Origin of the sequence: Pleurocapsa sp. PCC 7319, assembly GCF_000332195.1 — a bacterium.
Classification (GTDB): Bacteria; Cyanobacteriota; Cyanobacteriia; order Cyanobacteriales; family Xenococcaceae; genus Waterburya.
In genome coordinates, this window is sequence record NZ_KB235922.1 from 3290525 (window position 1) to 3308356 (window position 17832).

At 37.0% G+C, this 17832-nt stretch carries 14 protein-coding genes and 2 pseudogenes; 10 read left to right on the forward strand and 6 right to left on the reverse strand.

Annotation, left to right across the window (positions count from 1 at the left end; translation table 11 throughout):
• Positions 1–600: 600 nt before the first annotated feature.
• From PLEUR7319_RS0118960 to PLEUR7319_RS0118970, 3 genes are all read left to right on the forward strand, one after another.
• A complete protein-coding gene (locus tag PLEUR7319_RS0118960; RefSeq protein WP_036800372.1) occupies positions 601–2151 on the forward strand; it encodes a DUF6798 domain-containing protein in 1551 nt (516 codons plus the stop codon).
• An 831-nt stretch (positions 2152–2982) separates the two neighbouring features.
• Positions 2983–4428, forward strand: a complete 1446-nt coding sequence (locus PLEUR7319_RS35985) for a GAF domain-containing protein (RefSeq protein ID WP_019506808.1) — start codon at positions 2983–2985, stop codon at positions 4426–4428.
• Between the two features lie 794 nt (positions 4429–5222).
• Complete coding sequence (locus PLEUR7319_RS0118970) at positions 5223–6119, forward strand: pentapeptide repeat-containing protein (protein ID WP_371265399.1); 897 nt, start codon at positions 5223–5225, stop codon at positions 6117–6119.
• A gap of 59 nt (positions 6120–6178) precedes the next feature.
• Here the strand turns inward: PLEUR7319_RS0118970 and PLEUR7319_RS0118975 are convergent, their stop codons facing one another.
• The gene (locus tag PLEUR7319_RS0118975) at positions 6179–7012 is read right to left on the reverse strand and encodes an ABC transporter permease (protein ID WP_051044554.1); all 834 of its coding nucleotides are present in this window, start codon (positions 7010–7012) and stop codon (positions 6179–6181) included.
• A 105-nt stretch (positions 7013–7117) separates the two neighbouring features.
• Between PLEUR7319_RS0118975 and PLEUR7319_RS0118980 the strand changes: the two genes are divergently transcribed.
• Positions 7118–7702: a DUF3172 domain-containing protein gene (locus tag PLEUR7319_RS0118980; protein WP_019506811.1), complete on the forward strand. Its 585-nt coding sequence runs from the start codon at positions 7118–7120 to the stop codon at positions 7700–7702.
• 62 nt (positions 7703–7764) lie between these two features.
• The gene (gene glmS, locus PLEUR7319_RS0118985; RefSeq protein WP_019506812.1) at positions 7765–9648 is read left to right on the forward strand and encodes a glutamine--fructose-6-phosphate transaminase (isomerizing); all 1884 of its coding nucleotides are present in this window, start codon (positions 7765–7767) and stop codon (positions 9646–9648) included.
• A gap of 152 nt (positions 9649–9800) precedes the next feature.
• On the opposite strand, the gene PLEUR7319_RS42775 is transcribed toward glmS, so the two are convergent.
• Complete coding sequence (locus PLEUR7319_RS42775; protein ID WP_019506813.1) at positions 9801–9971, reverse strand: hypothetical protein; 171 nt, start codon at positions 9969–9971, stop codon at positions 9801–9803.
• 69 nt (positions 9972–10040) lie between these two features.
• A pseudogene (locus tag PLEUR7319_RS43590) lies at positions 10041–10106 on the reverse strand (hypothetical protein); the annotation flags it as partial.
• A gap of 119 nt (positions 10107–10225) precedes the next feature.
• Here PLEUR7319_RS43590 and PLEUR7319_RS43595 point away from each other — a divergent pair.
• Together PLEUR7319_RS43595 and PLEUR7319_RS0119005 are read left to right on the forward strand one after the other, a co-directional pair.
• Positions 10226–11273: pseudogene (locus PLEUR7319_RS43595) on the forward strand (ISAs1 family transposase).
• 377 nt (positions 11274–11650) lie between these two features.
• Positions 11651–11935, forward strand: coding sequence for a hypothetical protein (locus PLEUR7319_RS0119005; RefSeq protein WP_019506814.1), 285 nt, complete (start codon positions 11651–11653; stop codon positions 11933–11935).
• Between the two features lie 508 nt (positions 11936–12443).
• Here the strand turns inward: PLEUR7319_RS0119005 and PLEUR7319_RS41380 are convergent.
• Positions 12444–12587 (reverse strand): hypothetical protein, encoded by a 144-nt coding sequence (locus tag PLEUR7319_RS41380; protein WP_019506815.1) that lies wholly within the window; start codon positions 12585–12587, stop codon positions 12444–12446.
• Between PLEUR7319_RS41380 and PLEUR7319_RS40815 the strand changes: the two genes are divergently transcribed.
• The 3 genes from PLEUR7319_RS40815 (at position 12586) to PLEUR7319_RS0119025 (ending at position 16404) form a co-directional block, all read left to right on the forward strand.
• Positions 12586–14568 carry a calcium-binding protein gene (locus tag PLEUR7319_RS40815; protein ID WP_019506816.1) on the forward strand — a complete coding sequence of 661 codons (1983 nt, stop codon included), beginning with the start codon at positions 12586–12588 and terminating at the stop codon, positions 14566–14568. The two genes, PLEUR7319_RS41380 and PLEUR7319_RS40815, sit on opposite strands and share 2 nt — an antisense overlap.
• Before the next feature lie 91 nt (positions 14569–14659).
• Positions 14660–15034 carry a hypothetical protein gene (locus PLEUR7319_RS0119020; RefSeq protein WP_019506817.1) on the forward strand — a complete coding sequence of 125 codons (375 nt, stop codon included), beginning with the start codon at positions 14660–14662 and terminating at the stop codon, positions 15032–15034.
• A gap of 104 nt (positions 15035–15138) precedes the next feature.
• Positions 15139–16404, forward strand: coding sequence for an NAD(P)/FAD-dependent oxidoreductase (locus PLEUR7319_RS0119025; RefSeq protein ID WP_019506818.1), 1266 nt, complete (start codon positions 15139–15141; stop codon positions 16402–16404).
• Between the two features lie 265 nt (positions 16405–16669).
• Here the strand turns inward: PLEUR7319_RS0119025 and PLEUR7319_RS40185 are convergent, their stop codons facing one another.
• Together PLEUR7319_RS40185 and PLEUR7319_RS42780 are read right to left on the reverse strand one after the other, a co-directional pair.
• The gene (locus PLEUR7319_RS40185; RefSeq protein WP_019506820.1) at positions 16670–16822 is read right to left on the reverse strand and encodes a hypothetical protein; all 153 of its coding nucleotides are present in this window, start codon (positions 16820–16822) and stop codon (positions 16670–16672) included.
• Positions 16823–16890: 68 nt separating this feature from the next.
• Positions 16891–17691, reverse strand: coding sequence for a response regulator (locus PLEUR7319_RS42780; protein WP_019506821.1), 801 nt, complete (start codon positions 17689–17691; stop codon positions 16891–16893).
• Positions 17692–17832: the final 141 nt, after the last annotated feature.

Here is a 17832-nt window from a genome sequence, read left to right on the forward strand (position 1 = left end):
TTTTATCATTATTGCTGATAAATTTGTCTGATTTAAACCTTAGCAAACATATTCAAAGTCACAGAGTAAGTCAAATCATCCCTAGTTCTTCACGATCGCGATCTAATTTTAGTGTTATCAACAAAAAAACTTCACAGGAGGAAAATGATGTTACGCCAAAAAACAATAAAAATTTGTCGACGTGCTGCATATCTCTTGCTGAAAAATTCTCATAAATCTTGTAAGGTAATCAGCAATCGGGAATTTATCGCTCGCTGTTATCAAATCAGTTAACAAGATTTTCACTTTTATACGGAAAGTGAGCTATGGATTAAAAAACTTTTAATGGTGCTTAAAAAAGAGGAGAATAATATGAAACATTGGCAAATTTTTATTACTAGTCTATTTTTGACCTTTAGCTTGAGTCTATTTAATTCAGCATCAAGTAAAGAAGTCCAACCAATACAAGTCTATTTATACAACGCTATTTAATGGAGACGTAGAACAATACTGAAGTGATTCACCAGATAGTCCTCAAGCCGATCGTCAATGCTTCAACAGTAATCACCATATCCGTAGTATAATTGCCAGGATTTAGCATCGATATCAACCTGCATGGCAATGAAACTACATTATTTTTTTAAGCATCAAAGGTTAGTATCCGTTACCAAGTTTTTATTGATTTCGCTTATTTTTGGTCTTGCATATACTCAAGATCCTATCTACAATTCCCCAGAAAATCAAAATACAAAATTTCTCCACGGGTTAGCAAATGCTGGTTATGGATTTTTGAATGAAGATTGGGTTGCTAATACTATTGACCCGCTTCCTGCTTTTAGTTGGCTAGTGGAAATAACTTGTAAATATATTCATCCAGAATATATGTTTTATGTATATTATTTTCTTATTTTTGGAACTTATGTATATAGTATATTAGCAATAGTAAACTATATCTATGATTTTAAAAAAAATAAGTTAAAAACTATTGTTTATTTTACGATTTTAATTATTATTCATACAGTTCATTTGAAGATATTTCAATTTGACTTAGGTAGAGATTTACATTACGGAGTGGCAGGACAATACGTATTAGGAAAAGTATTTCAACCATCAACATTTGGTGTATTCATAATTTTATCGATCTGTTGTTCGCTTTATAAAAGATATTATTTAGCAGTATTTTTATTAGCTTTGGCTGCTACTTTTCATCCAACCTATCTCGTTAGTGCTGGAATTCTAACTTTTGCATATTTGATAGTTGTTTATATTCGGGAAAAAAATTTATTTAAGATTTTTTTCATGGGCTTGTTATCTTTAATTCTTGTTTTGCCAGTATATAGCTATATGTCTGGGACTTTTACGCCAACAAATCCTCAGCTTTGGCATCAAGCTCAAGAATTTATTGTCCAACTAAGAATTCCTCATCACTCCCTACCTCAAGTTTGGTTAAGGGAAGATGGTTATAAGGCTTACATACAAGCTTGTATAGTCATTTTTGCCCTGTGGTTAGTGAGAAAAAGTGAACTATTTTTAATCTTACTAATACCTTTTTTAGCGACAGTATTATCCACTATTATTCAGTTATTGGTAAATAGTAATACTATCGCTTTTATTGCTCCCTGGCGCCTGTCAATTTTTCTAGTACCAATTGCTACAAGTATTGTCTTGGCTCAGATTGTAACTTTTATTTTTAATCGATATCGAGTTTTTATCTCTAAATATCAGCAAGTAATTGTTCGCTTATGTATCACTATTATCTCTATCATAGTCATAGTTGGAACTATTAATCAGGTTTTATCCTTTGGCTATGGCAAGACATCAAATATGATGATGGATTTTGTGCGAGAAAATCGGCAATCTGGAGAAACCTATTTGATCCCACCAGATATGTCAGATATGAGAAAATTTCGCCTGTCTACTGGTTCACCTATTTTTATTAACGATAAAACACATCCCTATAAAGACATTGAAGTACTAGAGTGGGTTGAGCGCTTAAAAAAAGCTAGAGACTTTTACCAAATGAGCGATCGCAGTTGTCAAATTTTGTCCGAACTGGTAGCCAACTACTCCATAACTCATGTCGTGCTTTACAAAGAACAACGTAATTTAGAGTGCGATCACTTAAAAAGAATTTATCGCAACAAAAAATATCAAGTGGCAAAAATTGAATAATATGCAGACAAATTCTTCGTGATTGATAATACTAAATTGAAATGCTAGGTTGAAAAGTTAATTTGAACACCGCTAATTGAAACAAAAGAGTATCACAATGAGCTATGTAAAAGCTTCATAAATTATCTTCACAGGCTATAAACTTGTTTAAGTCGATGCTCCAGTTAGCTGTAAGCTAAAAATAAGGAGAAAACAACTATAATTCAAGATTTACTCCTGATTTTTACCTTCTGATACTATAATAAATATTGAAATAGTTAACTTGGTATACAGAATCATGGTTAAACTTTACGTCGAGCGTTGTTTCTTGTCCATTTGCCGTCGTAACGCCTTTTTGAGGATCAGGATCAAGAATTATATTTAACTATTTAGTTCCATTGTTTGGACAAACTAAATAGCAATTACCATTTTTTAACTAACTTACATCGAAGTTAGTTAAGCTCTTTAGAAAAGTCTTATTCTAAACTCATATTAATTTATCAATAGTCCCATGTCTGGCTCGTGAATTACTTCACGATTTGGAGAAGCAATTTGTTTTTCCTTTATAGTCGTTTAAATTTGCTTTGTAAGCGAATATGTTTTTGCTCAAGGTGCTAATTCCTAAAGCAGTCTGTTGCGTAGTTTCCTTAAGTTGTAGAACTAGCGTTTGCACCTGACGGTTACGTAGGGTCGCACTTCAATTCTGGACATTTTTTTATAGCCAATTTCATGTTGGTCTTCAGGTTAATATCGTCGATAAGCACCAGCTTAATCCGAACAATCATGCTTAATTTCAAAAGATTCTAACAGCTTTTTTAGTTTGAGAAGTACTTCATCAATTATTTTCAATTTATGACTCGTAACCAAGATTCTTTAGAAATTGCCAATAATTCATCAGAAACCCGTAATTTATTCAATAAAAGCCGGTTATACTCTTTAACCAATGTAATTCAAACGATACGCGGAAAAACTACAGAGAGAGAAATACTTCAACTGTGCGTGGCTCAAGTCTATGAAGTTCTAAAATGTGATCGAGTTGTAGTCTATAGTTTGCTATCCGAATCTCAAGGTAAAATCATCGCCGAAGCCTTAACACCTGGTTTTTCACCAACTATTGATTCGATTATTAAAGACCCTTGTTTTGAAGCTAGATATGTCGACCTGTATCAAAAAGGTAGAGTCAGGGTGATCGATAATATTTACGAAGCGGGGATGAGTCCTTGTTATGTGGAAAATTTAGAGAAAATAGAGGTCAAAGCCAATTTGGTTGTTCCTCTAAATTATACGGATAATTCGTTATTTGGTTTATTGGTCACACATCAATGTTCTGCATTTCGTCAATGGGAGCTAGCAGAAGTCAATTTTGCAATTCAAATTGCTGGTTGGGCTATGGAACAGATTTCGTACTTGAAAAAATATGCTCGACTTCAAACTCAATTAGATCAAACCGTAGAATGGCAAAATTCATTACAAAAAATTACTCATGATATTCATAGAGTCAATAATTGTGATGATGTTTTGCAAGTTACAGTAGATCGAGTTCGAGAAATTTTGCAATGTGATCGTACAGTTATATATGGATTGTATGACAAAATTGTGGGGAAAATTGTAGCCGAATCAACACTCCCCAGTTTAAAGCCTATTAAAGAGCGCATTATTAAAGACCCTTGTTTTGAATATCGATTTATAGATAAATATCGACAAGGTAGAACCAGAGCGATCAATAATATTTACCAAGCAGATCTGACTACTTGTTATGTAGAAAATCTCGAAAAAATATCTGTTAAATCTAATTTAGTAGTTCCTATTAATTGGCAAAATGGAGAACTTTTTGGCTTATTAGTAGCTCATGAATGTTTTGAATTTAGAAAATGGCAAGACCAAGAATCAAATTGGCTTCAAAAAGTAGGAGTTCAGACAGGATTAGCCTTGTCTAGATCAAGATTAGAAGCAGAATTAAGTAACCTAAAATCCAGTAAAAATAGTTTGAAAGCTGCTAGAGAGATTATAAAATTTACTAAAATCAAAACTCAAAAAATAGGAGAGTCACTTCAGAATTTTAATCAAGTTTTATCAGAAGTAAACAACTTAAATAGAATCTTAAATAAAGAAGTTGCTTTAATTGCTCAATCTGATTTTAAGCCAGAAAAAAAAGAAATTAAAGTCATGCAAATATTAGCCAAGAAAATGACTGTTAATGTTGTAAAACTCAAAAAGTATCTGGACTTATATCAAACACATGTTAATCACATGAAAGATATTTTAGATGAAGCTGTAATTAGAAAGTTATCTAACTAGCTGATTATGTAGAGTATACAACCTAAAAGTTTAGCTCAAACTCAGCTCAGAACCAGATCTCAAAAAAAGTACATAGATGCATTAGAAACGAAATAATTCTTTCGAGTTATTTGCCGGTAGCATCAAGTAAGTTAAAACTGTTGAAAAATTAACAACAATAGATAGAGTTACCACAATTATACTAACTCTACTAAATTCAGTAGGGGATTAGACACAACCTCAACAAAAATTTCTGGTGACTTTGTTTTAAACTCTGTTGAACAGTTGCGGTCGAGCAAGTTTTACTTTCTCATTCGATATAGCTATCTTAATGAGCAAGCTTATCGCCAACAGTATCAACGTTCGTTTAATTTCTTGAAATTCAACCAAAAACTAATTAAATCTCATCCTAATTACTCAAGCTTTTGTGATTATGGAGCTATCGCTGCTTCATTTTCCCGAATCATTGTTATTTATTGACTAACCTCAACAAGTTTTAGATACTTTGCTAAGACTAGTGGTGAGCTTGTGTCAATTAGGAGAAGATGACTTTTTGATTACTCAAATTGCTATTTATATTAAGTGGTAATTACAGATTAGTTTACAAATCGAATTGGAAGCTTACATAAAATATATTAATACTTATAATAATAATCAGTTATTATAGCGATCAGCTCTGGAAACAACTATTCTAAAATTATAGTTAATTAGTAAATTTAGGCACTATCACGGCTAAACAGTTTAAGTAAAACTTAGGTAGCAGTTAAGGAAGGATTGCCATAGTGATTCAAAACCTAGAACAACACTATAAGGTCTTGGGATTAGAACCAGGCGCATCTCTCGAAGAAGTTAATCAAGCTTATAAAGACTTGGTGTTTATTTGGCATCCTGACCGTGTTCCGCAAGAAAATGAGAGATTAGTTAAAAAATCTGTTGCCAAGATTCAACAGATCAATGAGGCGCGGGATTCTTTGCGTTCTTACCATCGTACCCATAAGAAAACTAAGATTAATCGCCCAACTACTCCTAAGCCCTATTCTACTAGATCGTATTACAGCGATGGCAATAGTGCAGGTAATCGAGAAACATACTCCAAGAGAAATACAACTCAGCGTACCAGCGAAACCTATCGTCAAAGGAGTAAAAAGACTTATTCCCGACCTAACTATCAGCAAACCCCAAGTCGCGAACAAGCTAAACCTTGGGACTATCGAGCATACTACTCCACATCAAGTAATTCCAGAAATAGTAACTCTAGTGGGACGGATGGATATCAAGATTTTCGCGAATCAAGCAAAAATTATGGTTCAAATCGTCAAGTTGAAAGTAACTATAAAAGACCATACTATAAAGATTTAAGAGGAGCAAATTTAAGTAGATCTAATTTTAAGGAAAGAGATTTTTCGGGTAGAGATTTATCCCAAGCAGATTTATCCTATGCCGACTTGAGCGATACTTTCTTGCACAAAATTGTTTTAGAAGAAGCAAATCTCCAAGGGGCTAACCTCAAAGGGGCGAATTTACTTCAGGCCAACCTAAAAAAAGCTAATCTTAAGGAAGCTAATTTAATTGGCGCAGATTTAAGTGGGGCCGACTTAAGTGAGGCAGATTTAAGTGGGGCTAAAGTTGGCTTTCAAAATAAAATAATGGTTAAACTTACTGCGGTTAAATTAACCGGTGCAACTCTACCTGATGGCTCTATTCATCCTTAAAATTTAACTTATTACTGAAACTAGGAAGTGTCTTTATTGGGGTGGAAAGAGGACATACCCTAATTACTTAGTGTTTTAATCTCTTTGATGGGTAAACTAAATTGATAAGTTCCAGCAGCGGAAAGGGCGATCGCCAAGATTAATAAGATCGCGATACAATACCAGGGAAAATCTGATAAAGGCAAATAAGCTGCAGAACGCAGCCCAATACTAGTGTAAGTTAAAGGTAAACAGTGAACTACTACTTTTAAAGTAGCCGGTAAATTAGATGGGTCAAAAAAAGTTCCCCCTAAAAAGGACATGGGAACAATTAGAAAGTTGTTATATAAGCTAACGTTTTCCAGGGATTTAACTCTTAAACCAATAATTACTCCTAATCCGGCAAAGACAGCACAATTCAGGATTAGTATAATCAAGAATAAGGGATTGAGAAAGCTACTGATTTTCCCCGTGAACAAGATCGCTACTAAGATGACCGAAATAGCAGTCATTACTCCCCGCAGAATTCCCGCCAGCATTTTACCCAGATGCAAAGCTAAGGGATGTACTGGTAATAATAGTTCTTCAAACTTTTTAATCAAAAGGCGATTCCCACAAATAGAAAAGGTTGTACCACCAAAGCTAATGGTCATCGAGGAGAGAGCTACCATTCCAGGCAAGATGAATTGCAAGTAATTTACCCCTGCAGTGGGTTTGATGAAATTATCAATCGTACTACCTAAACCCAAGCCAAAAGTATAAATATATATCAAGGGAGAAAATAACCCTATAGCAGCGATTTGAACTCCTCTAGCCCGCAAATCTAGCCATTCCCCATCAAATACAGTTAAGGTGTCTTCTAAAATAGTTTTAAACTTTGGTACAGCATATTTAGCACTTTTTTTCGTGTTGATGTCGTTCTGAGATTTTAATTTCACGAATCAAAACTTTTAAGATGTATGTAGACATTTGATTTTACTTGACAATATTATCAATAATCAGTAATCTGTAATACTTTTATGACCCGCAGAAATAGAGACAGTAGAAATAGAGACAGTAGAAATAGAGATAATTACAATCGTTATGATCCTCCGAGTTATCGTCAAAGTAATCCTATTCCACCCAAGGATAGTCCGATAAATGTCGCTAAAGCAGCGATTTTAGCCAGTGTTTTTGTAGTAGGTGTAGTGGTCGGGTTGGCTTTGAATTTAACTACTAGTTCTAATCCCACCACAATCGATTCTAGCCTGCAAATTGACCGCAAAGCCCCCAATCCTGAAATTTGTCAACAGTTTGGAGCCAGTGCGATCGTTACCGATATGCGGGTATTTTTAACTTTGACTCCTTTCAGCGTCTATTTGACCCAACCCCGTATGCAGCCAGGATGCGTGCTACGCCGTACCAATTGGGCTGTTCTGGAACAAAAAAAACTAGTTAATTCTGAACAGGTGCGAGATTGTAAGAGAAGAATGAACACCTTTGGCTTTATTGGTACTTTAGAGGGCAATCCCAAAATTGACTGCGTTTATCAAAATGATGCTGCTGGTAACTTATTTTTGGCTCAGCCAGGATCTGGAGTAAGACCAGAAACAGATAATTTCTAAACTCATTTTGATTAATCTGATCTAAACTGGAGTCGATTAATAACTTTATAAAAACTTTTAATATGTGTGGAATTGTCGGATACATCGGTACTCAAGCAGCTACAGATATTTTAATTGCTGGTTTAGAAAGATTAGAGTATCGTGGTTACGACTCTGCGGGAGTAGCCACGGTCGAAGCAGACAAAATTAACTGTGTTAAGGCCAAAGGAAAACTATTCAACTTAAGAGAAAAACTAGAACAAACAGAAAATAAATCTCAAATTGGGATTGGACATACCCGCTGGGCAACTCATGGCAAACCTGAAGAGCATAATGCCCATCCCCATTTAAATGCAGATATGAGTCTTGCCGTAGTGCAAAACGGCATCATTGAAAATTATTTAGAATTAAAATCAGAATTAATCAGCAAAGGAATTGAATTTCGCTCTGAAACCGATACTGAAGTTATTCCTCATATAATTTCTATATTTCTGGCAAATTCTAGTTCTTTGTTAGAAGCTGTTCAAAAAGCGATCGCCAGATTAGAAGGAGCATTTGCGATCGCCATTGTCGATGCCAATAATCCTTTTGAGTTGATTGTGGCACGTCAACAAGCACCATTGATTTTAGGTTTCGGACAGGGAGAATTTTTCTGTGCCTCGGACATTACAGCAGTTTTGCCTTACACCCGGACCATTCTCAATCTAGAAAATGGTGAGATAGCCAGACTTACCCCACTGGGAGTAGAAATTTATAACTTTGCTGGCGAGCGTATTTCTCGCTTCCCCCGCACCCTAGATTGGAATCCCGTACAAACAGAAAAACAGGGTTTCCGTCACTATATGCTCAAAGAAATTTACGAGCAACCTGCGGTAGTTAGAACGTGTTTAGATACTTACATCAATCCCAACTGGCACGCAGATGAAAATCCTGATTATAGTCCTGTAAATATTGGTTTAACTCCCAATCTAACTGATGATTTAAAACATATTCAAATATTAGCTTGTGGTACAAGTTGGCACGCTGCATTAGTTGGTAAATACCTCTTAGAACAAGTCTCAGGTATTCCCACTACCGTCGATTATGCCTCTGAGTTTCGTTACTCCCCTAAACCCATAATTCCCAACACTCTTACTATTGGTGTGACCCAATCTGGAGAAACTGCAGATACCATTGCCGCCTTAGAATCAGAAAGAGCTAGACGAGCAGATTTAGAACCTAAATTCCAGGCAAAATTACTAGCTGTAACTAATCGAGCAGAAAGTTCTATTGCTCAAATATGCGATCGCATTATTGATACTCAAGCAGGTATCGAAATTGGTGTTGCAGCTACTAAAACTTTTGTAGCTCAGGTGATGGGTTTTTATTTCCTCTCTTTAGATTTAGCCTTTCGTCAAAAAACAATATCCAATAGCAGAATTGGCGAAATAATTGAAGGCTTGCGTCATATCCCCAGTCAGATTGAAACTATTCTCGATACCCAAGCAGAATATATTGAAGAATTAGCTCATGATTTTACAGCCGAAACCGAAGACTTTATTTTTATTGGCAGAGGCATCAACTTTCCCATTGCCCTTGAAGGTGCGTTAAAACTCAAAGAAATCTCTTATATCCATGCAGAAGCCTATCCCGCAGGTGAAATGAAACACGGACCGATTGCATTACTAGATAATAAAGTACCAGTAGTCGCTGTCGCTATGCCTGGGAGTGTATATGACAAAGTGATTTCTAACGCTCAAGAAGCCAAAGCTAGAGATGCTCGTTTAATTGGTGTCACTACCGCCATGAATGCTACTGAAGCAGCCCATACTTTTGATGATATGTTGACTGTACCAGAGGTAGATGAATTGATTTCTCCTGTACTCTCAGTTATTCCCTTACAAATGTTGTCTTATCATATTGCAGCGATTAAAGGGCTAGATGTAGACCAGCCTCGTAATTTAGCGAAAAGTGTGACTGTTGAGTAGAATAAATGCTATTTGCTTGCTTTTAATCTATTTATCTTAGCATTGCGCTTGAAATCATATGAATATAATAAGCCATACTCAATTACCTTGCAAAATAATTGAGTATGGCTTTATTTCTTGTTGGATTAAATTCGAATTATTTGGCGATCGCTTTAAGCATTAACAACCATGTCAACCGAACCATTATAGTCCACATCTGCATACATTGTATCTACATAACCATCGCCATTTGAATCGACATAGGCGGTGTCTACGTAACCATCACCATTAGAGTCTACATAATATTCATCTGTGTAACCGTCGCAGTTATAATCTACTTCCATTGCACTAGGTTCATCTTCATGAATAGAAGGAGTTATAGCTGTATGTTGTGAGGAAGAAGGAATATCTAATTGTTGACCTGGATAGATTTTGTGAGGACTATTAAGTATGTCGCGATTGGCATTATAAATATCTTGATAGCTAACGCCAGGATAATTTTCAGGGCTATTTCATTCTAAATGGTAGGATAACCATGTTAAGTTAGAATCGAATTGAATAAATGAATCAAATCGCACTTCTAGATGTCTTTGAGGGAATGCCAGACTGTAGAAGAAAACAAGGAAAAAGACATTCACTAAAATTGTGTTTAGCTTTGTTTATCTTGGCGGTGGCTGCGGGAAATCAAGGGTTTCTGGCGATAGGAGATTGGCTCTCGTCTTATAGCAGACAGTTAAAGGAACTGTTTGGCGTAGAGCGGTTGCCATCCTACAGTACCATTAGAAGAGCCTTGCTGGGTCTAGATTATGAAGAGTATTCATCTAGATTAGCTCGTTTTTTGGAGATTACTCCCAGAGAAGGGGAAACTTTAGCTGTCGATGGCAAAGTCTTGAGAGGCTCATACTTGTTATCGGAAGACAATCCTAACTGTGAGCCACATCAAGCGATAACGTTGGTTAGTGCTTACTTGGTCGAAAGAGGATTAATTTTAAGACCGCAGGAAGTCGAGAATAAGAGTAACGAAATTAAGGCGGTACCGCAGTTAATCGAAGCTTTAGCACTAAAAGGTGTCGTAGTGGCATTTGATGCCATGAACACCCAAAAAAACAGTAAAAACAATTGTCAAGAGTGGGAATCATTACTTAGCAGCAGTCAAAGGTAATCAGCCTCAGCTTTTTCCAACTATTCAATGGCATTTTATCCCAGAAGACAGTTTTGAACAGATCAATTCAGGACATGGACGGATTGAAAAACGAAGAGTAAGTATCGCTCGAATCAGTCTTCATCTGACGGATTGGTTAGCAGTCAAAACAATTATTAAGGTTGAATCTGAACGTAAAACGAAATCTAAAATAGAATTTAATAACAGATATTATATTTCTGACTTAAAAGAAACAGCATTTCAGTTTTACCAAAGAATTCGTAGTTATTGGGGAGTTGAGAACAAAGTTCACTATGTAAGAGATGTAACTCAAGGTGAAGATAAATCGAGAATTCGTACCACTCCATTACCTCAAATCATGGCGATCGCGAGAAATTTAGCCCTAAATTTATATCGAGATGCTGGATTTTCTAATATGGCTCAAGCAGAACGAAAATGTAAGTATGGTCTTGAGCGCATTTTGGAAATTTTTAGAATGAAATAGCCCTGAATCTTTGGGTTGTCGTGGTGGTGTTTTTGGCTCGTTGAAGTTGGCAGTGGTCATTTTTTGGGGTATTTGGGGTTTGATTGGCTTAAATATAGTTAATTGCGTGGAATTAAGAGATTTAATCTCTTTTAATTCTTGAATGCTGGAGTAATCTGGCTTATGATTCTGCTAGAAAAGAGTTCATCTTGTTCATCAAATCTTTGATCTTTTTCTCCTCCCAATCTGAACCGAGAAAACCCGCAATTCCGAATACACCTAGAAACTTTTTGCTCTACTGAACTTTTCTGCCAAAACAGCTGAACTTTCCTGAACAAAACGGGATTTTTTCTGCCGAGTATTTTCGCGATAGTGGAATCAATAAAGGAAAAAGAACAATGGCATTAGAGCAAATTTATACTTCAAAAAGCGATTATTATTTTCTCAAAGGTTATGGTGAGATAGTCATTCACAAAGAGACCGAATCCTACTATATGAATGGCTCATATTATCAGAATGGAAACTCTAGTGATTTTTGGACAAGTTCTAGAGCGAATTCCAGCAGTGATCCAACCAGAGTTTATCAAGGTAACTGGAAAGTTTATGAAAATGTCATTGGCACGAATGGTTCTGATCTTATTAAACGTGAGTTCGACAAAGCTAAAACTTTAGGAATTCATTAACATTAATCAGTTTTAGGATCGCTGAAATCCTGATTATTTCGTGCCTAATCGCTCATAATTTGAGACAAAAATTATAACTCCGAATATGCCCTAAAGGATATGCCCTAAAGGATTCCCTTCGGTCTCGAAGCGGTATACCACAAGGGTACAATGTGCTTTAGCATTCCCTGTCGGTTATCCGCAGGTGTATCCTTTAGGACTCCGAACTCCGAACTCACGTTACCTGAAAAAATACCTGAATTTTTCCCCTAGTAAAACTCTCTTTTGACCCACTCTGAGAAAAGAGAGTTATTAATCGAAAACTCTCTGCATAATACTAACAAATGCTGTTTATCTTAAAGCTTTTAGCCTTTAGCCTTTAGCTTTTAGCCTTGGTTTGACTGCTAAAAGCGTAATTGAGTTTAAGACTCCGACCTCTTAGGTCGTCGACAATCAGGTAGAGTTTAAGACTCTATTTGATTGAAGCTAAGAGCTAAGAGCTAATAGCTACGGCGTAGCCGTTTCTTTATTATTCAAAATAATTACAAGCAAATGTTTGAAGTTTTATGCAGTACTCAAGTCCTCTTTGATAGTCGCTACCGAAGTCAAAGCGATCGCGCATAAACTCATCAATTGAAATCAAGTCATCTTCTATAGGATATTTAAACAACATGGCATCTTTATCTTTTTCCCCTACTGGTTCACAATTAGATAACGACTCTATTGCTGACCTACAAGTTAATCCTGACGAAAAGTTTAGTGTGAGCTTCGAGTTAGATACTTCTGGTCTGGATAATAATTTACTATTCTTAGAACTTCAAGGAGATATCGACATCACCGAACTCCTGCCCATAGCAATTGCTAGAACTGATGATGGGATAGCTCTTTTACCCGATGTCAACATCGTGGAAGAGTCCATGGGGGACAATTTTGCTTCCCAAATTTTTACCCTCAGCGGTCTTCCTGGGGCAGCACCCGATACCATCGAAATTATCATTGAGGGAGAGTATGCTGCTGTTGCCGATCTAAAAAATGATGGTCAGCCAGACTTAGGCATTACTGTACTCAGAGCTATTGACGTTAATGGTAAAGATGTTACTAACCTATTTCAGCCTTTGAACCAAGCCATTGATATACAACCATTTCCTGTCGTCAGCATCGATCTCGAACCTACTCTAATAATAGAGGGTGGAGATGCTCAAACTGTCATTTTTAATTTGAGTGAACCCGCACCTCCTGGCGGATTGATAGTTGACACTCTAATTATCGATTCTGACACCGAAACAGATACCATACCCGTTTTCGAGCAAGCGCAAAATTTAATTGATGCGGAAGAAGTGGTAGAAAATGGTCAGGCGATCGCTCGATTTATTATAGAAGAGGGAGCAACTCAAGCTAGTCTAGATTTTGCTGCGATCAAAGATGGTGTTGTTGAGGGAACGGAAGGTTTTTCTCTTGAGCTTCTGCCAAGAGATGGTTATACGATCGACCCAGATAATAATACTGTCACTTCCACTATTATTGATGCGGATACTGTTCCTGTCGTTAGTATCGACCTGGAACCTAATTTTTTAATTGAAGGAGGAGAATTTCAAAGCCTTAGTTTTAACTTGAGTGAACCTGCACCTCCTGGCGGATTAGTAGTTGATGCTCTCTTGATCGATCCAGACAATGACACAGGAGATGTTACGGGTGTTCCTGACCTAGTTCAAAATATTGATAATGCTGAACTAGTTGTAGAAAATGGACAATTAATCACTCGATTTACTATTACAGAAGGCGCGACTCAAGCTAACTTTGGTTTTGCTGCTGTTGAAGACAATCGAGTTGAGGGCAATGAAATTTTTTCTCTAACGCTTTTGCCAAGAGATGGCTACACCATAGACTCAGACAATAGTATTGCCACTTCAGTTATTGTTGATGCTGATACTGTTATCAATGGTACTGTCAATGATGATTTACTTAATGGTACCGATCGGGTAAACTCTATCTTTGGCAATACAGGTGATGATGCTATTTTCGGCAATGGGGGAGAAGATGCTCTGTTTGGTGAAGAAGGTAACGATTTACTCATTAGTGCTGAGAGCAATGATTTTTTAGATGGCGGGAAGGGCAACGATCGACTTGTTGCTAATGGTGGAGATGATATTCTCTTAGGTAATGATGGCAGGGATAGGCTAATAGGAGGAGATGGATTAGATACTCTAACTGGAGGTAACGATAACGATACTCTAGTTGGTGATAAGGGCAACGATATTCTTAATGGCGATCGCGGAGATGACAGACTAATTGGTATAGATATCAATAGCAATGAGTTAGGTAGTAATGAAAATGATACTTTAACTGGTGGCTCAGGTGTCGATACTTTTGTTTTAGGTATTGAAACTGGTGTTTTTTATGATGATGGAGATATCAATTCCTTTGGAGATAGTGATTTTGCCCTTATTACCGATTTTAATGCTCCAGAAGATAGTATTCAATTATTTGGTTTTGCAGAGCAATATAGTTTAGATTTCCTTCCTAATAGTGCAGGTAGTTTGGATGCCCAATTAATCTACGATTCAGGGATTGCTTCGGGTTCGGAATTAATTGCTGTGATCAAAAATGTTACTGCCGATTTAAGCCTTGACGATCCTGCTTTTACCTTTGTTTAATCTCTATACGAACAATAGAAAACCTGAGAAAAAAGAAAAAGCCCAATTACTCACAAAAACTTCGACTCAAATCTAATCGGAGAGCAATTTTATGTTGATGAACAACCATACAGTTCTTTACCAACTCACTTTTGCTAGGCAGAAACTTTTGGCTCCAGATATTCCTCTTTACCTAAAAGCTATTTCCTATGTACGAATCTGCTGTTCGGCAATGAAAAAGCTTGACTACTTCCCCTCAAATGATCGAGGTAGCAATCATCACAAGACACCTTACCTCAGTTTATTGAAATCACTCTCTCAAACCGATTTACAATGGTGGAACAAATGTCAAGTTACTAACGAGGGAAGACTCAGGTCTGATGACCCCATTATCGATCGACTTTTGCAACCTTTAAACGACTTCGTTGATTATCAATTGACACTCTCGGCTACTGAAAACATCTCGTGGTATGGCGACGACCCCTAACATTCAAGTGTTGTATCGACCTCAAAACCATTTCTAGAACTAAGGTAATATTTCTAGAATAATGCCTCTTTTCAAAGAATCAGACATGATGACTCCGCTTTTCAATGACAGAACTAATGAACCTCAATACACCATCTGAGAGTGAACAAATAGATACCAACTTTAAGAACTCCCAAACCTGCCTCAAAAAAGTCGGCATCATCGGGGCGGGACCTGCTGGATTAGCCACAGCTATCGCCCTCAAAAAACAAGGTATTGAAGTCCACATTTACGATCAAGCCAGAGAATTTAAACCCATTGGTGCAGGACTTACCCTGTCTCCTAACGGATTAAGAAGTTTAGCAGCGATCGCTCCAGATGTGGTTGAGCAACTCAAACGGCAAGGTTCTCAAATTAAACAATTCAAAGTCAGAACCTCCAAAAGAGGATGGACTCTCATTACCCAAAGCATGACGGGCGACGAATACGATCAACCGTTTATGGCGGTTCGCTGGTTCTGCCTACAGGAAATTCTGAGATCCCAACTGCCCCCCGACAACCTTCATCTCAATCATCGACTAATTGCCTTTGAACAAAACCACCAGAGCGTCACGCTTCGCTTTGAAAATGACGAAGCTACAACCGTCGATCTACTTATTGGTGCAGACGGTATTCGCTCTGCTGTTCGCAAACAGTTGTTTGGGGTTGAAAAACCGACCTATAGTGGTTGGATGACCTGGCGCGGGGTGCTGAAATATCAGCATCGTTTGTTGCCCCCTCATCAAGCAACCGTTTTTGCCAATAGAGGAAAGATCTTTTTGCTTCTGGATAATGGGGATGGACATATTTCCTGGTCATTGGAGATGCTTTCTGAAACAAGTCATCGATCTAAGAATGCCAAGGAAGTAAAAGAACGAGCTATTCAAGAACTGGCAAAATGGCATCCTGTAGTACAAGAAATTATTGACCTAACGGATGCTAATATCGTCGTTGAAAGACCAGTTGGCAATCCCCTGATCTTGCCCAAATGGAGTAACAACAGGATAACTCTAGTGGGAGATGCTGCCCATTATATGGGTCCACATCTTGGACAAGGCACTAACACCACGTTTGAAGATGCGTGGGTATTGTCGGCTTGTTTATCTAATTATGGCAATCTGGAAGAGGCTTTAGGATATTACGAAAAAAATCGCATTGAGCGTACAACTATTGTGCAATATCGTACGCTGTTTTCTGCTGCTCAAATGTTCAATCCTTTCATAAGACCAAAACGGTTTTTTAATAGATCATTTGGAATAGTACCAGAACAAGCCAAAATTGGTCAAAAAGCTTTTTCAGACTGGCTTTATCAATATAATCTATCATTACCAATTAATCATCATGAAAAATAAAACTTTAAAAGCTTTTACGAGCAAATTACTTAACCATAGCTCAATTAGCTTCATTTATTACTTTAAGAACATTTGTTACCTTGCCAGTTTGCGCTCTTACATTGGTTCAAGAAAGGAATGCTTTACAAAGTAACGCTCAAATCTCTTTGTCATCTGATTTTGGCTTATTGATTATTGGCAGTTTAGGTTTAGCCTTTAAAGGCTATAAAAAATTGGCTCTATCGAACTCGTCTTTTACCAATCTAATACCAATTCTCGAAAGTAGCTAGAGAGATAAGGCATCTAAAATATATTCCCAACCAGTCAAAGAACGAATAATATCTTTAGCAACATCTGGGAACGGTAAATCCTTGTTATCGTGAGGGGTTTGAGTTTTTTGGTAGTTTCTGGATTTGACTCCAGCTAAAGCAAGTGCCACAAAATTATGAATCTGAATATCAAGATAATTGGTGAGCCTACCCGCTGTGGGGTTAGGTCGATGAAAATTTAGGGTGTCGTTCCCGTAATTTTTTCTAATTTGTGGAGAGCTTGCTGTAACTGACGGTTTTTCTCTTGTAGCTGAAGTTGCAGACGTCGAACTTTTAATTGATTTTCCACCCTAGCTAATACCTCAACTGTTTTAAAGGGCTTGGTAATGTAGTCACTGCCTCCGACAGAAAAAGCTTTAACTTTATCCCAGGCTTGATCGAAGGCACTGATAAAAATCACTGGAATATCTTGGGTTGGGGGATTAGCTTTGAGTTTTTGACAGACAGTATAGCCGTCTAATTCTGGCATATTAATATCTAATAATATTACATCAGGACAAGCAATCGCGATCGCTTGTAGTGCAACTACACCATTAATTGCCTGTTGCACTTCATATCCTTGTTCTTCCAGTAAATCCGACAACAGTTTCAGATTTTCTGGTTGGTCGTCCACTAAAAGAATATTCCCTTTCTCATAAATCTTTGGGGCAGCGGAGGAAACTGGGGATAAAGTAACAGGGTCAGGGGATTCAACCATAGGAGGCTGATGGCGCATTTGATGCTCTAGTATTGCTTTAACATTAGATTTAGTAATTTTTTGCTCTAAAATTTGAGAAAAGAGTTGCCAGAGTTTAGGAGCAATGTCTTGTTTAACATATTTAGGAGAGTAGCCACATTCCTTGGCAATTTGCTCATAAGTCTTTCTACTCCCCTTTAGAGTAGTAAATAAGATAGTACGTTGCAAATCACTCAAATAATTACCGCTCTTGCCATATATTAATTCTTCAGCAAATGCTACAAGCTCTTCAAAGTTGCTCATGTTAACAAGACACTCTCAAAGTGAATATAAAGTGAACTACAGCTCGTGATTGCTCTGGCAATACAAGAGGAACTTGCTTCCCCATCGAAAAAAGTCACTGAGAATCTAGATTTCTATATATCTTTCTTTATAACTGCTAAA